The organism is Vreelandella massiliensis, from assembly GCF_900155385.1.
Lineage (GTDB): Bacteria > Pseudomonadota > Gammaproteobacteria > Pseudomonadales > Halomonadaceae > Vreelandella > Vreelandella massiliensis.
This window is the reverse complement of record NZ_LT699745.1, coordinates 560,579-576,454: the sequence shown is the minus strand read 5'-3', so window position 1 is coordinate 576,454 and position 15,876 is coordinate 560,579. Positions and strand designations below refer to the sequence as shown.

Genomic DNA, 15,876 nt, shown 5'->3' with positions numbered 1-15,876 from the left:
CAGCTTGAAATATGAACACACGGCACTTCTGGTTCTGAGCGTGGCCGCAAGCGGTGAGACTAGCCGAAGAGCCATTGCTCTGGATCAAGGCGCATGAACATTTCCGCTATCGGCGTGTTGATGACACCTCCGAGCCAATGCTAGCGCGCCACCTACTCAGACTGCGCGAAGATACCTTGATAGGCCTATACTCTTGCCAATCTTTTTAAAACTCAGAACACCAAACTTTTTTTTATTAATGCAATCTATAGGACACTGTACTTCTATAGCCTCAAAAACCCATCTGGCGGAGACCTGTCGCTTGGCAAAGCGATGATATCCACCTCGCCTGGCTTAGCTTCTTTGTCACCAAACAAAGCGGTTTGAGTCCTTTTCTTAGGAAGGGAATGACGGCTATAAATCCGATGTGTATCCCACGCATTTCTTATGGAAGATATCGTAGCATTCAGAGTCATTTCACGCGCATCAGTTCTAACTACCACGCTCACGTCTTCGGAAGCACGAGAAGCTGAATTTTGAAACACCTCGTGCAAAAGGTCCTCGAAACGAGACTTATGTGCATGACGGTGTTTGGTACTCCAGCTAGGATAAGGGGCTCCTCCAAGTAACCAAAGACGGATCCAATTATCATATTCATAGTTAGTAACAGCTAAGTAAGGAGGAGAGGTCAGAATGAGCTTTCCCTTCTTACCTCTATGACGTTTCAATCCATCACGGGCATCTCCTAAGAAAATACGGGCTGTCGCTTCGCTTCCCGGAAAACCTTTCTTATAACGCCATAGGACACGCGAAACAAGGAAAGCGACAGGATCGATCTTAGGGGGGCTAGACCCCTTTTCTTTCCACCACCGTATTGAATATTCAGGAGACATTGATTTTGATTGTCGCATTTGATTTGACAACCCACCACCAATTTTTGCGTGTAAATATACAAGCAAGAATGACATCACAGTTCTATCTAACCGTGAACCTTTCCAGTCAAGTTCACGGCGTGCGACCTGAAGGAAACCGAGCACATCTGGATGCCAAGCCCAAGTCTGAAATTCATTTTCTGGCTGCTTATCTCCCTCGCACACCATGCCACCGAGTGCTTCAATACGTCGTATTACACCATGATAATTTCTATACGGATCAGTTTTTACGCTTGCGTAAACCCATCCAACAGGGTTAATTTCACACCCGAATGAATCACGACCTAAAACGCGGCTCACATAGTTCGTTGTGCCACGCCCACAAAAGGGGTCAATTACCTTTTGTCCAGGTTGGCTATACTCCTCTATCACGCTTCTTGCGAATGACACAGGGAACATTGCATAGTACGGTCCCATCCCAGACCAACGCCCTATAGACGTACCAACTGTCCATTTTTCCTGAAAAGCCTCCTCATTCATCGAACAGACCCTTAAGCAATTCACCACCTGTACGAAGAGGAATCGCTGCATGGGAATGCGCACGAACGATCGGCACAAAACCACCTTCAAAGAGATATGTTGAAAGCCGATCTACAACTCCTAATATCTCACCAATTCGTGGAAATGCAGCCAATGAAACGTTAGAAAGGTCTTCCGATTCAGGAGTTGTTCTAGGCGTATTAACGACCATTTTCTGCCCACTAGCATTCTTGTAGAGGACTACCCTACCGAAATACGTATCTTTACTCCACTCCTTGGCATCCTGGGGTCGAAACACTATAGATTCGTGAATATAGTCAATTGGTGGAAGCAGAGCAGTACGGTTTGGGAATTTTTGATCAGGACCCTTGGTAGGACAGAAGTCTATTTGGTCAAAATGCTCGACAAATTGTCCTGTCTTAATCAAGGAAAACAGGATAATACCCCTGCCAGTTTCTTCGCGACACTCCTTGTCGATCCGGGAAAGCTCTTCACGAACTCTTGGAGCAATTGAAGCAAATTGTCCAAATGCAGCCAATGGTCCGTCAAAAACAAACGCAGTGCGTGGTAAGAGGGGTATGGCATCCCTGTTTTTCAGAAAGAACCTCAAAGTGTTGATGAGTAGAATTATCTCCAGAAAGCGCATAACTTCACCATGCGCTTCGCCATTGGGACCTGTCTCATTGAACCTTTCATGGAATCGTAGCTGATCGGTCGGATAGAGCCTATTTTTCTTTTCACATGCACACACATCAGAACTTGATCTGACAGAGTCCTTACATCCATCTATAGGGCATCGAAACTCGACATCGCGCCCACCAAATAAATCGCGATATGTATCGAGAAGTGTTTCATGGCCATCTTGTATGGAACCTTGCAGCGCCTCATAGATCGTGTAACGAAAAAATTCACGCGGACCAAGTCCAGTAGCACTTACAATATTGCGTCCAGGCAAGACCGCCTGAACAGTTGAAGCCGAGTCCATTTTGTTAAATATACTTGGCGGAAGTATCTCTTTTGGTTTCTTTTGCCTGAGCTTGTCAAGCTTTATAAGAACCATAGCAATTTGCACAAGACTTGCTTCAGCTCCAGGGAAACCATTACGTACAATTTCGGTCACTATCGAACCATCGATAGCGACAACTGTGTTGATGGTCTCTGTTGGAGCGGGGACAGTTGCGGGGTTTAGGACCCTATGCTTTTTAGCCGGAGCCGGGCGTATTTCACCAACAAACTCTTTAAAAAGCTTGCTCTGAGACAGGGAAATAAGAGATTCACCTGTAGCTATCTGGCCAATGTATGGCATTCACACATCCCCCTCTATCTGGAAAAGATCAATCTGGACGGGGATTGTGAATGGACTTGAAAGAGTCCTCATCCGGACAAAGCCTGGCTCTGCAACTGTCTTAATTTGATGCGCATAGTCTTCGAAGTCATAGAATTTTGACAGAGTGCGTATCTCATCACTATTATTGAGATGGGCTACAAACCAATTATCTGTATTCTTCAATATTGCAGGCATGACAGAGGATGGCTCCTGCGTCGCTAGAACCATTCCAATACGATATTTCGATCCTTCTTTAGCTGTCCTTGCCCAAATAGATTTTAGCTCATCTGCTTTGCCAACGGCTGGCAGAAGGTTGTGAGCCTCTTCAAGATATACCATCACATCAGGCGGTGGTACTAGCTTGCCATCTACAAATCTAGGATTTGTAAAATCTGATTTTTGCTCGTTGAAAATTGACCACAAGATACGCTCTGCAGCTTTGGTATTTTGTTCTTGATCACCAACTGATTGATCGAATATCACAAGCTTTCCAGCTCGAAGATCTTGAGCAATTGCCTTAGCATAGTCACCTGTTGTGGATGTAGAGTGATCCTTAGTCAGTGGTGACAAACGCCTTACACCATTCGAATACTTAAAGATTTGTAATACGTCGCGCAGTCGCTGATCCGCCCATGATTGGCCAGTTCTGCTATTGGCACGATATTCTGTATCAAATGCATCCCAACCACTTCCTGGCGTTTCAATAAATGTAAATAATCCTTCCAAGGCTGTTCGGAAATCATCCCAAGGAATGGAATCCTTCCGCAGGATACCTGCCGCTGTCTCGATTTTTTGCTTCTTTTCTGTGTCTCTTGCCGTATCAAGACCAGTGCTTGCCATTGCATCACAGATGGCCTTACTAAATAGCCTTTTTATATTAACCTCAGGTTTAGGGCGTTTAAAACCCGCAGCAGCTAATGCCCCACGATATACAGTGATTAGGCGTTGGTATCTAGTTTGCTCACCTCTATCAGAAAGATCTTGAGGCGGGCTAAGATCAGCGTCTCTAAATGATTTAACATAGATACCTGTTTCTTCTTTTAGAGCACTCTCGATCAAATCCTTTCCGACAAAAAGCTGTTCAAGATCTCTACTAACGCTGTCAACGCTAGACCATGTTGTTACATTGTCACCAAAAAAGTTGACTTTCACTATTTTGCGGTCTGGATCATCTGCTCTTTCGATCAAACCATAAACTGACACTTCATCCGAAACTAATGCACCAGGGACTTCTTTGTACAAATTTCGGATTGCAGCATTCTGTGAGTTTTCATTGGCGTATTCACCATTTGGGTCGAAGATCAGCTGGCCTATCCGCTTGCTGGAATCATGATTCCTCAGGAGGTAAATTGCCCGAGCAGAAATCTTCATTGCATTTGATTTACCCCCCCGGCTCATGCCTCCATAAAAAGTTCTTCTAGCAACAAAGTTGTTCGGATTAAGCTCTACTGGCACACCATCAAGATCAGGTCTTGGGGATATTTCGCTCGCGGCATACCGTACTCTTCCAACCCGTACTGGCAAGTCCTCATCGGTTGTTCCTTGCGAATTGCGATAATTAACTATCTGAGATAGCAGAGCACCAACTGGCTTGTAGACTTTCATTCCTCGCCCAGAATAGTAGTTAATCAGGTCTGGACCAAAGTGTAGCTTATAGCCTTCTCCTTCAGACTTTTTCATTCTAAATGTGCCAAGCACACGGCAACGATACCCACCATAATGAAGCGCATTACGTGTCCATTCATCAATATGGTCAGAGCTATCCCAAGTATCAGATGAATCTGTTGCACGGACACCAGCCTGGAAACGGTATTCTTCACTCTGGGAGCTGTTAGGCAGGGAGTACTCGCCGATTATTCTTAGCAATAGGAGCGAAGCATCCTCGTCATCAGCACCATCAATACCTGATTCAACCAAACCAGATACTCCAGATGAATTTTTTTCTGAGCAGGTCGGTATACGGGTAGCAACCAGAAAAGATCCGTGAGGAAGTCCTTGGACTTTTTGCTTTGCATAATCATGAATCAGCACCTTCGCTTCTTGGAAATCTAACCCAAGAAGCTCGCCCACTGCATAGTCATCGCTTAACCCAGAACGAAGAGAATTTACTGCTGCTAGTGATGCAGTTTTTAGTTCCTCTTCAACATGATTCGAAAGGATATTGGTTGGTGAATTCATAGCATTCCTTGCGTATTTATTTATGTGTTCGTACGTTTTATCTTTTGCTTATAGCTTGATCTGTTATTTCTAAATCTTTGGCTTACTCCTTTGCATAGTACAAATATACCAGAAAGATAAGCGTTATCTTAATATTTAACAATTGTAACATAATCTATAAGTATGAGAAATTCACCTATACTTTTATCACACCTACCAGTGTTAACCATCCTTTGGTTTCTGTCCATACCAACCAAGCCAATACCGAGCAAAACAGGTAACCCGCTGAATTAGCGCGATTTAATTGCAGGCAAGTAATTCATCATTACCTTGCATTCTGCTGAAATTGGGCGGGAAAACGCCGCTCGTGGCTAGCGCGGGCCAAATGAATTTCTCCCGTTTCCAGCGGCTGTCTCAGGACTTCTAACACATGGCGGGAGAACTCGGGCAGCTCGTCGAGAAACAGCACGCCTTTATGCGCCAACGAAATTTCACCGGGTTTGGGTTTTGAGCCCCCTCCCACCAGCGCGGCGGCGCTGGCGCTGTGGTGCGGTTGGCGAAAGGGGCGCTGACCCCAATGCTCGTCGAGCGAGAGCCCGCATACCGAGCGCACGGCGGCCACGGCCAGGGCGTCTTCTTCCGAAAGCGGCGGCAGAATACCGGGCAGGCGGCTCGCCAGCATGGTCTTGCCGGTGCCGGGCGGGCCGGCGAACAGGAGATTATGGCCATGGGGTTGGCGGTGACCCGCTGCAGCAGCGTGCCGGCCAGCGCCAGCAGCACGCCGCTACCGGCGGCGGCCAGAAGACGCGGCCAGCGCCACTGCAGCACATCGATACGCTCTAGCCCGGCCCAAAACCAGCCATCGGCCCCTTGACCCAGCAGCAGCGCGCCCACGATGCTCAGTAGCGTTAAGCCCATGAGCAGAGCACTACGCCGGCCTAAGTGAGAGGCGGCGTGCGACGGCATACCGCGCGCGGCGTGCGGGGTGGAGAGCTTTAGGCGCGTAATCAGCCACAGCAGAAGCGGCGCGCCCAGCGCGGCGGTGGCCGCCCCCGTAGGAATCAGCGTCGGCAGCATGCCGGGGATCTGTTGCAGCGCCAGATCGGTGCTGGCCAGCAGCAAGCCCCCCAGCAGCATGGCATACACCACGCGCTCACCCAGGCGCCGCGCGCCCGCCAGCCGGGCAAGGTTGGGTGCGGCCAGGCCGATAAAGCCGATGATGCCGACCACGCTGACCACGCAGGCAGTAATAAAGACCGCCACGCCCAGCCCGCCAAAGCGTAGCGCTTTGAGCGAGGCGCCGAGGCTGCGCGCTGAGGCATCGTCCAGCGTCAGCAATTGCAAGGGGCGCAGCAGCAGTGCCGCTGCGACGGCGCCAAGCAGCAGGCGCGGCCACAAAAACTCAACGTCGCTCCAGCCGTTTTGCGCAAGCGACCCGGCGCCCCAAATCAGCATGCCTTTTAGCGCTTCTTGATGAAAGAGCAGCAGCACCATCCCCAGCGCGCCGGCGTAAAGGTTCATCACCAGCCCCGCTAGCACGACCACGGCGGGGGCCAGGTCGCTGCGCCACGCGAGCAGGAAAACACCGCCCATGGCCGCTGCTCCACCGGCAAGCGCCACCCATTCGCGCCCCCAGAGCAGCAGGTCGGGCAGAAACAGTGTCGCCATCATCAACCCCAGGTTGGCGCCGCTGGCAACGCCAAGCGTGGTCGGCGAGGCCAAGGGATTGCGCAACACCTGCTGCATCAGCACCCCGGCCAAGCCCAGGCCGGCGCCTGCCAGCAGCGCCATCGCCAGCCGCGGCCAGAAGCTGAAGTGCACCACCGCCTGCGTGGGCGTTAAAGGCACTTCCAGGGCCCAGAGCAGGTTGACCGCCTCGTTAAGCGTGACCGGCGAGAGCGCGGAAACGGCAAGCCCCGCTGCCAGTGCCGCGAGCAGCAGCGTCAACACGGTGGGTTGATGGCGCTTTAGTCGCTTAGTTGTCATCGATATCGCCGTCATGGCGTGCCTCCAACGCGCTCACCAGGGTGCGCGCGAAGCGCTGCGCGGAGGGCAGGGCACCAAAGCTCCACACCGGCGGCAGGGTAATGACGCGCCCCTCGCGCACGCTGGGAAGCTGTTGCCACAAGCCGCTTTCCGCCAATGACGCCTCCACCCCCACGGGCAGCGGGTCAACCACCACCAGTTGCGCGTCGGGATACGCCGCGAGGGCTTCGATACCGACCAGGGAAAAGCCCCAGGCGTTGGTGGGCGCTTGCCAAGCGTTGTCGATACCCAGCTGCTCCAAAACGGCGTGGTAGAGGCCATTTTCGCCAAATACCCGCACGTGACGCTCGTCCATAAACTGCACCATGAGTAGCGGCGCCGTGGGTGAAACGCGACTTTTCAGGCGGTGAATAAGCGACTTGGTGTCGGCAATTAGCGCTTCGGCTTGCGCCTTGCGGTCGACGCGTTCGCCAAGCTTGCGCGTTAGCGTTTGCATCTCCTGCCAGGTATCGCTGTCGGCCTGGTAAAGCGGCAGCGCCTCGACCGGAGCGATGCGCGATAGCCGCGGGGTTAAGTAGCTAAACATGGGCGAGATAAAAATGGCATCGGGCGCCAAGTCCGCGAGCAGCTCCAGGTTGGGCTGGGTGCGCAAACCTAAATCGACTGCGGTGTCGGGGATGCGGGGTTTATCCACCCAGGCGTGGTAGGCATCGATTTGCGCCACGCCGCGTAACGGGGCGTCCAGCGCGATCAGCGTTTCCGCCAGCGTCCAGTCCAGCGTGGCCCACTGCGGTGATGCCGCGCTGCCAAGCGTGCTGGCGAGCATCAAAAAAGCGCCCGTCAAAAAAACCGATAGTGAGCGCAACAGTGGGTGTAATAGTGGATATAGCCGCCTGCGCATCACGCCACCACGGCAACAGGGTGACGTGAAGTGGGATGGTCCACGATGCGCATATCGATGCCGTAGATGGCTTTGAGCGTATCGCGCCGCATCAAGCGCGCCGGGGTGTCATCGGCCAGCAGGCGCCCGCCGTGCAGCGCCACCAGCCGGTCGCAGTAGCGGGCGGCCATGTTGATATCGTGCAGCACGATGATCACGCCCAACCCCAGCTCGTGGGTGAGCCGCTGAATCAGCGCCAGCACGTCGACTTGGTGGGCGATATCGAGCGCGGCGAGCGGCTCGTCGAGGAGCAAAAACTGGCTGCCTTGTGCCAGCAGCATGGCAAGCCAGACGCGCTGGCGCTCGCCGCCGGAGAGCGTATCCACCAGGCGGTCCGCCATCGCTTCGGTGTGGGTGAGCGCAAGCGCCCGCTCGACCGCCTCGCGGTCCTTCGCGGTGTGCCGGCCGAGCAAACCGTGCCACGGGTAGCGCCCCATGGCGACCAGCTCACGCCCGGTCAGGTGCTCGGTGGGGGGAAGATGCTGAGGAAGGTACGCTACTTGGCGGGCGAATTCGCGCTGACCCCAGTCGCTTACCGGTCTCTCGGCAAAACGAACTTCGCCTTTTGAGGCATTTTGCTGACGCGCCAGCAGTTTCAGCAGCGTGGACTTGCCCGAACCGTTGTGGCCGATCAAACCACACACTTGGCCGGGGGCAAAAGTGGTGGTCGTGGCGTGTAGCAGCGGTGTATCGGCCACCTGAAAGCCAGCGGCGTTGACCTCAAACATGGTGCCTCTCCTGCCCGGGACGTGGCGAAAGGGTTTTCATCAGCGAGGGTGAATTCTAATCAAATAGAAATATTTATCAAAGGCGCTGGTGGTGGAGGTGATTAACTTTTATCGCTTGGCACTGACTGATAGTGGCGGTAAGTGTGCTTTTGCGCGGGCTTTTATATCAGGGCATCTGCGTAATCCGTTTGGGTTAAAAGGGTCGGCACGACATCAGTGAAATGAATTAGTTCAGGAAATGGGAATCGTTCCATTGAACATGCAAATTGTAACGATTATCATGCGCTGGATTTTTTTCATTCAAAATCCCAAGCATTTACTCCCTAGCCGTCCTGAACCATAAAGGAATGCCCCAATGTCCCACATACGCCCCGTCACCGGCCTAAATCCGCTGACCTTCGCCATCCGCCAAGCCTTCGGCCTTACGGCTGTGAGTGCTTTCTGCATCCTCGCGCCCGCCGCCCTGGCACAGACCAGTTCCGAAGAAGGCGATGCCGCTGAACTGGATACCGTCACCGTTCAAGCGGAGGCGCTGTCGGTTGTCACCGAGGGCACGGAAAGCTATCGCACCCCGCTTACCAGTACTGCCACACGCCTTGATCTCACACCCCGTGAAACACCGCAGTCCGTGTCGACAGTGACGCGTGCCCAGATGGATGATTTCCAGCTGGATACCATCAACGATGTACTGGAATCCACGCCGGGTGTGACCGTGGAACGGCTTGAGACGGATCGGACCTATTACACCGCACGCGGCTTCGAGATCTCGAACTTCCAGGTCGATGGCTTGCGTGTGCCGATGCCCTACAACAATGTCCATGGTGATATGGACACTGCGATCTACGACCGTATCGAAGTGGTACGTGGCGCCACAGGCTTGATGTCTGGTTCAGGCAACCCGGCGGCCACGGTTAATTTCATTCGCAAGCGGCCAACTTTTGAGCCCCAAGCCTCTATCTCGGCCACCCTTGGTTCATGGGATCAGCGCCGTCTGGATGTGGATGTCTCTGGCCCCTTGGATAGTGAAGGCCGAGTGCGTGGCCGCCTGGTGGCGTCAGGGCTGGATACCGATTCCTACCTGGACAGATTGCACCGTGAGCGGGGTCTTCTCTATGGCGTGATCGAAGCCGATCTTACCGACAGCACACTGCTTACCCTGGGTCATACCTGGCAGGATAATAATACCGATAGCAACATGTGGGGTGCGCTGCCGCTCTACGACACGGCAGGCAATCCGACCGACTATGATAGGTCTACTTCCCCGGCTCCCGACTGGTCTTACTGGGACGTGGAAACACGGCGCAGCTTCATCGAACTGCAGCAGCGGCTAGGTGATAACTGGTCATTGAAGGGGACGGTGACGCACCTGGACATGCTCTCCGATTCCCAGCTGCTCTATATCGGTACCGTTCCAGATGCTTCCACAGGGCGAATTCCCAGCAGCAGCCTCTGGATAAGCAAGTACGATCGCCACCTAGAACAGTGGGTTGTCGACCTGCATGCCAAGGGTGATATCGAAGCATTCGGGCGAAACCACCAGTTGGTGCTGGGAACCGACTGGAGCCAGAGCCGCAATCAACAGAGTTCGCTATATGATGCCTCTTCTCAAGATTTGCCACCATTGGATGAATGGGATGGCGATTACCCAGACCCCAGCTTTGGTGACCCCGACTTCGTCAACGATGCTACCATCAAGGAGCGTAGTGTTTACGGTGCAGCGAAGCTGGACCTGGCTGATCGTTGGACAGGTGTCGCCGGTACACGGGTGAGTTGGTACGATGCCTACGGAGAGCAATATGGGGCGTCGCAAGCAACTGAGTCGAATGGCGTAGTAACGCCATATGCCGGTCTGATCTACGACGTCACGGAAAATGCATCGCTCTACGCCAGCTATACAGAAATTTTCTCTCCCCAGACCGAAACAGACCGCAGTGGCCAGTATCTCGACCCGATTGACGGAAAGGCTCAAGAAGTCGGCATTAAAGCGGACATGTTCAATGGCGGTGCCGATGCTTCATTTGCAGTATTCCGGACAGAGCAGGACAACGTAGCCCAGCCCGATGGTACGCTACCCGATGGTACATTTGTTTACACGGGTGGCGACGGTATTACCAGCGAAGGCTTCGAGGCAACGCTTGCGGGCGAAATCGCGACGGGCTGGCAGGCGAGCGTCGGCTATACCTACCTTGAAGTCGAAGACGCTGACGGCAACGATGCCAACACTTACATACCTCGCAATATGGTGCGAGCTTCCACAAGCTATCGCCCGGCGGCCATGGATCAGCTTCAAGTGGGTGCACGCTTACGCTGGCAAGATGATATCGAGCAAGCACGGACCTCTGCTGGTGGCAAGAACCATCAGGACGCCTATGCGCTGGTCGATTTGATGGCAAGCTACGACTTCAGCGACAGCCTGACCGGCTCCTTGAATATCAACAACGTCACCGACGAGAAGTACCTGACCAGCTTGAAGTGGGATCAGAGCTTCTATGGTGCGCCGCGTCACTTTATGGCGAACCTAACCTGGAAGTACTGAGCCGCATAAGGCACTGGACCTTTGGGTAGCAAAAAGGCCCTTTCCGGCAACGGGAAGGGCCTTTGCCGTTCTGGTGCGGTCAGTTCTGGGCCGCTTCCGCCTTGTTTCGGCAAGAGAGCGGGCAGTTGCCGCAATAGCCAAGCTTGGGCGCGCGGTAGCGCAGGCAGCACAGGCGCCGTTGGCGCTTGCCATCGGCGCTTTCAACGACGGGCTGGTAGAGCGGGTTGCGCTGGCCGTCGGGGCGCTGGCGCGAGGTCAAAATCGCGTTGGCGTCATTCAGGCGTTGTGGGTCGGCGTCGGGGTGGGCGGCGAGCAGCCGGGTGAAGTAATCAAAATAGGTGCCGGCGTTGCTCCAGAACACCTTGGGGGAGACGCCGGAAATGGCCGCTAACGTCTCGATGACAGGGGCTAAGTGCGCGTTGATCAAAGGAGAAAACGCGGCAAAAGGCTCGCTTGTGGGGAGGGCTTTGCCTTCGTGGGCCAAATGCAGGCGTTCAGTACGGCCGCTGGTGGTAAGGTGCAGTGCCACCTGATCGAGCGAGAGGGGCAACTGGCGGTTTAGCAGCAGGTGAGCGGCCAGTGCCGGGGCGACCACCGCACTGAAATGCCACTTGGACCAAAGTGAGGCGTTGGCTTTGAGGTCGTCGCTTTGCAGATCTGTCGCACCAAAATGCAGCACATGACGGCGTAGCTGCGAGGCGTCGGTTAACGCGTCGCCGGGCAGCAGCGGCTCAGCGGGAACCGGCCCGCAGGAGGGGACGTTAAACGCGCTAAGGGCGTCGCGATAGAGCCACTGTAGTGCCGACATCTGCGCTCCTTGAGCATCACAGGCAAACACCTGCCAGGCAAGACCTCCGTGTACCGTTTGCGGCAACGCACTCCCGCCTTGCCGCCTGTCACAGTAACAGGCGGAGCGAAGATGTCAATGAGCATGATTATCATTCGTGCGAAAGTCGTCGGTTTACGCCCCGTCATCGCGCTTTTCGTCAGGGCTGTCGGGTGTCTCATGCTCGCTTGGCGTTGACACCGAATCGTTTGTCTCCGGTGTGAGCTCGCTTAAGCCTCCTTCTTTGGCCTCAATGGCGGCTTCGAGCGCGGCGACCTGCCCTTCCAGTGCCTCCACCCGAGAGCGCGTGCGCTGGAGCACATCCATCAAGATGTCGAAATCTTCCCGTGAAACCAGCTCCAAGCGGTCAAAGGCGCCCCGCACCACTTGCTGCACTCCTTTTTGAATATCTTCCGGCGCTTGCGAGGCGTTTTGTAGCCGGTCGCCGATTTGCTGCGCCAGCTGGCTGATACGGTCGTGAGGCATCATGGCTCTCTCCTTTCTCAATGGTCGATCACTCCCGTAAGGATACGCAACCCGGCGCGTTCGCGCATGTATCAGGCGGTGAATCGGGCAAAATTCCTGGGTGATATTTGCTGCATCGAAATGATGCAAAGAGGCAACAATTTCGCCCTTTTTTAGTGCGTATAAAAATCGCTGGGCTTGCTGCACTGCACACCGCGATCGATACCACGTGTTTTATTGGTTTTATGCTTCTGTTTTTAAATGTTTTTTTTATACATGGCACGTAATAAGCATTAGGCAGGGCAAGCCACTGGTGCGGGTGGTCATCACTGCCTATGCCAGCACTTGTTAACCACGCAAGGGAGATACGGGATGAAACTCATCACCGCCATCATCAAGCCGTTCAAGCTCGACGACGTGCGCGAAGCGCTGGCCGATAACGGCGTTCAAGGCATTACCGTGACCGAGGTTAAAGGCTTTGGCCGCCAAAAAGGCCATACCGAGCTTTACCGCGGCGCGGAGTACGTTGTCGATTTCCTGCCCAAAGTCAAAGTGGAAGTCGCGGTCGATGACTCGCGTCTGGAAACCGTGCTCGACGCTATCTGCAGCGCGGCGAACAGCGGCAAGATCGGCGACGGCAAGGTGTTCGTCACGCCGCTGGAAGACGTGATCCGTATCCGTACCGGTGAGCGCGGCGGCGACGCCGTATAAGCCCACCGACGCCTCTTTTCTAGTCAGATGGAGAACTTCACATGAACGAGTTTGCTGAGCTGAGTTACGCGCTCGATACCTTTTACTTCTTAATCTGCGGCGTGTTGGTGATGTGGATGGCCGCCGGCTTCTCGATGTTGGAAGCGGGGCTTGTACGCTCTAAAAACACCGCCGAAATTTTGACCAAAAATATCGCGCTGTTCGCGATTGCCTGCACCATGTACTTGCTGGTGGGCTACTACATTATGTACTCCAGCAGCGCGGGCGGCTTCTTGCCCAACTTGGGCTTTCTTCTCGGCGGTGAAAACAGCGTTGATGCGGTGACCGCCGGCGGTGACGACGCGCCGTACTACTCCATGCGCGCGGACTTCTTCTTCCAGGTCGTCTTTGTGGCCACGGCGATGTCGATTGTCTCCGGTGCGGTGGCCGAGCGCATGAAGCTCTGGGCGTTTCTCGCCTTCGCCGTGGTAATGACCGCCGTGATCTACCCGGTTTCCGGTTACTGGACCTGGGGCGGCGGCTGGATCTCCGCGGTCGGCTTCTCCGACTATGCCGGCTCGGGCATCGTTCACCTGGCGGGTGCCGCGGCGGCGCTAGCGGGCGTGCTGGTTCTGGGGCCGCGTAAGGGCAAATACGGCAAGGACGGCTCGATCCGCGCGATTCCCGGCGCCAACCTGCCGCTGGCGACAGTAGGTACTTTCATTCTGTGGATGGGCTGGTTCGGCTTCAACGGTGGCTCTGAGCTTAAAGTCTCCGATGTTGCCTCAGCCAACAACATGGCGCAGGTGTTGGTGAACACTAATGCGGCCGCGGCCGGTGGTGTGATTGCCGCGCTGGTGCTGGCCAAACTGTGGTTCCGCAAGGCGGACCTCACCATGGCGCTCAACGGCGCGCTGGCCGGTCTGGTGGCGATCACCGCCGAGCCGCTGGCACCTTCCGCGATTGGCGCCATGCTGATTGGTATGGTGGGTGGCGTGATTGTGGTGGCCTCCATCGTGATGCTTGATAAGCTCAAGCTGGATGATCCGGTCGGTGCGATCTCGGTTCACGGTGTGGTCGGCATCTGGGGCTGCCTGGCGGTGCCGCTCTCCAATGACGGTGCCACCTTCATGGCACAGATCATCGGTATCGTGGGCATCTTTGCTTGGGTCTTCCTTGCCAGCCTGGTCGTTTGGCTGATCATCAAAGCAATCATGGGCATCCGCGTGAGCGAAGAAGAAGAGTATGAAGGCGTCGATATCGCCGAGTGCGGTCTTGAGGCCTACCCCGAGTTTGGCGTGGGTAAGTAATTTCCCCACGCTCACCGAGTGAGCTGGCGTGCTCCTCTTGGCCTCCCTTCGGGGAGGCTTTTTTATTCTTGCGCGATGGCGGTGTATGCTTGGCGGGTTAACGTGTGACTCACAAGCGCTAGAGGACAACTTCCATGAAACTGATTTCTGCCATTATCAAGCCGTTCAAGCTTGATGACGTGCGCGAATCGCTCTCCGATATCGGTGTGCAGGGCATTACCGTGACGGAAGTGAAAGGCTTTGGCCGCCAGAAAGGCCACACCGAGCTCTACCGTGGCGCTGAGTACGTGGTGGATTTTCTGCCCAAGGTGAAGCTTGAAGTGGCCGTGGATGACGACATGGCCGAGCAGGTGATCGATGCCATCACCCAGGTGGCCAACACCGGCAAGATTGGCGACGGTAAGATTTTCGTGATGCCGCTTGAGCAGGTGATTCGCATCCGTACCGGGGAGACGGGAAAAGACGCGGTTTAGAGCGCTTTTGATCTTTCTCCAGGCCAGGTGACCCTTCGACAAGCTCAGGGCGAGCGGGGTTGCCGTTCATCCTGAGCCCGTCGAAGGCAGGGTAGAGCGGCGTTATTTCTCGACGAAGGCGCGCTCGATGACGTAGTCGCCCGGCTCGCCCATGCGCGGCGAAATGTTGAGTCCTAGCTCGTCGAGCAGGGCGCTGGTGTCGTCGAGCATGGCGGGGCTGCCGCAGATCATGGCGCGATCCTGGCGCGGGTCAATCGGCGGCAGGCCGGTATCCTCAAACAGCTTGCCGGTGCGGATATGGTCGGTCAGGCGGCCCATGGTATGGAACTCCTCGCGCGTGACCGTGGGGTAGTAAACGAGCTTTTCGGCGATCTCATCGCCGAGGTACTCATGCGCCGGTAGCTCTTTGGTGATGAAGTCGGCGTAAGCCAGCTCCGAAACTTCGCGTACACCGTGAACCAGCACCACTTTCTCAAAGCGCTCATACATTTCCGGGTCTTGGATCAGGCTCAAGAAGGGCGCAAGGCCCGTGCCGGTGGAGAGCATATAGAGATTGCGCCCCGGCAGCAGGTCGTCGGTCACCAGCGTGCCCGTGGGCTTGCGGCTCACCATGATCTGATCGCCGACCTTTAAGTGCTGCAGCCGCGAGGTGAGCGGGCCATCCGGCACCTTGATGCTGAAAAACTCCAAGTGGTCTTCGTAGTTGGGGCTGGCGATTGAGTAGGCGCGCATCAAGGGCTTGCCGTCGACTTCAAGGCCAATCATGACAAATTGGCCGTTTTTAAAGCGCAGGCTGCGTTCGCGCGTGGTGCGAAAACTAAACAGCGTGTCGTTCCAGTGGTGAACACTAAGCACTTCTTCCAAGGCAAATTTGCTCATAACGGCTCCTTATGTCGTTCGGCGACCTCTGCCTGCCAGGCATGATGCACTAACCGGCCGGCCTTATATGCAATAAAAGAATAAAAAATAGGTTAAGTGTTGCTGCTTAGTCTAAAAAAGCGTGGTATATCTGTTAAGCAAATAATAGTGATAACGCTTATCCACGTT

General features: G+C 54.7%; 12 protein-coding genes and 2 pseudogenes. 4 read left to right on the top strand and 10 right to left on the bottom strand.

Annotated features, from left to right (window positions below):
• Nucleotides 1-263: 263 nt before the first annotated feature.
• The 7 genes and pseudogenes from BQ9846_RS07210 to BQ9846_RS07180 form a co-directional block, all read right to left on the bottom strand.
• Nucleotides 264-1,391 carry a DNA methyltransferase gene (locus tag BQ9846_RS07210; RefSeq protein WP_075880268.1) on the bottom strand — a complete coding sequence of 376 codons (1,128 nt, stop codon included), beginning with the start codon at nucleotides 1,389-1,391 and terminating at the stop codon, nucleotides 264-266.
• Entirely contained in the window at nucleotides 1,384-2,697 is a 1,314-nt protein-coding gene (locus BQ9846_RS07205; protein WP_075880266.1) for a hypothetical protein, read from the bottom strand. The genes BQ9846_RS07210 and BQ9846_RS07205 overlap by 8 nt, the downstream gene beginning before the upstream one ends.
• Complete coding sequence (locus BQ9846_RS07200) at nucleotides 2,698-4,896, bottom strand: helicase HerA domain-containing protein (protein WP_083651512.1); 2,199 nt, start codon at nucleotides 4,894-4,896, stop codon at nucleotides 2,698-2,700.
• Nucleotides 4,897-5,215: 319 nt separating this feature from the next.
• Nucleotides 5,216-5,602: pseudogene (locus tag BQ9846_RS16535) on the bottom strand (ATP-binding protein); the annotation flags it as partial.
• Nucleotides 5,599-6,876, bottom strand: a pseudogene (locus BQ9846_RS16355) (iron chelate uptake ABC transporter family permease subunit); the annotation flags it as partial. The pseudogenes BQ9846_RS16355 and BQ9846_RS16535, both read right to left, overlap by 4 nt.
• Nucleotides 6,851-7,687 carry an ABC transporter substrate-binding protein gene (locus BQ9846_RS07185; protein ID WP_235818939.1) on the bottom strand — a complete coding sequence of 279 codons (837 nt, stop codon included), beginning with the start codon at nucleotides 7,685-7,687 and terminating at the stop codon, nucleotides 6,851-6,853. The pseudogene BQ9846_RS16355 and the gene BQ9846_RS07185, both read right to left, overlap by 26 nt.
• Nucleotides 7,688-7,761: 74 nt before the next feature.
• Complete coding sequence (locus BQ9846_RS07180) at nucleotides 7,762-8,529, bottom strand: ATP-binding cassette domain-containing protein (RefSeq protein WP_075880262.1); 768 nt, start codon at nucleotides 8,527-8,529, stop codon at nucleotides 7,762-7,764.
• Nucleotides 8,530-8,884: 355 nt separating this feature from the next.
• Between BQ9846_RS07180 and BQ9846_RS07175 the strand changes: the two genes are divergently transcribed.
• Nucleotides 8,885-11,065 (top strand): TonB-dependent siderophore receptor, encoded by a 2,181-nt coding sequence (locus tag BQ9846_RS07175; protein WP_075880253.1) that lies wholly within the window; start codon nucleotides 8,885-8,887, stop codon nucleotides 11,063-11,065.
• 79 nt (nucleotides 11,066-11,144) lie between these two features.
• On the opposite strand, the gene fhuF is transcribed toward BQ9846_RS07175, so the two are convergent.
• Nucleotides 11,145-11,873, bottom strand: a complete 729-nt coding sequence (fhuF, locus tag BQ9846_RS07170; protein ID WP_083651510.1) for a siderophore-iron reductase FhuF — start codon at nucleotides 11,871-11,873, stop codon at nucleotides 11,145-11,147.
• 153 nt (nucleotides 11,874-12,026) lie between these two features.
• Complete coding sequence (locus BQ9846_RS07165) at nucleotides 12,027-12,380, bottom strand: accessory factor UbiK family protein (RefSeq protein WP_075880251.1); 354 nt, start codon at nucleotides 12,378-12,380, stop codon at nucleotides 12,027-12,029.
• Nucleotides 12,381-12,728: 348 nt separating this feature from the next.
• Between BQ9846_RS07165 and BQ9846_RS07160 the strand changes: the two genes are divergently transcribed.
• The 3 genes from BQ9846_RS07160 (at nucleotide 12,729) to glnK (ending at nucleotide 14,829) form a co-directional block, all read left to right on the top strand.
• Nucleotides 12,729-13,067: a P-II family nitrogen regulator gene (locus BQ9846_RS07160; protein ID WP_075880249.1), complete on the top strand. Its 339-nt coding sequence runs from the start codon at nucleotides 12,729-12,731 to the stop codon at nucleotides 13,065-13,067.
• A gap of 41 nt (nucleotides 13,068-13,108) precedes the next feature.
• Nucleotides 13,109-14,356 carry an ammonium transporter gene (locus BQ9846_RS07155; protein ID WP_075880247.1) on the top strand — a complete coding sequence of 416 codons (1,248 nt, stop codon included), beginning with the start codon at nucleotides 13,109-13,111 and terminating at the stop codon, nucleotides 14,354-14,356.
• Between the two features lie 134 nt (nucleotides 14,357-14,490).
• On the top strand, nucleotides 14,491-14,829 hold the full coding sequence (glnK, locus tag BQ9846_RS07150) for a P-II family nitrogen regulator (protein ID WP_009098335.1): 339 nt from the start codon (nucleotides 14,491-14,493) through the stop codon (nucleotides 14,827-14,829).
• Nucleotides 14,830-14,931: 102 nt separating this feature from the next.
• On the opposite strand, the gene BQ9846_RS07145 is transcribed toward glnK, so the two are convergent.
• A complete protein-coding gene (locus tag BQ9846_RS07145) occupies nucleotides 14,932-15,708 on the bottom strand; it encodes a ferredoxin--NADP reductase (RefSeq protein ID WP_075880245.1) in 777 nt (258 codons plus the stop codon).
• Nucleotides 15,709-15,876 lie beyond the last annotated feature (168 nt).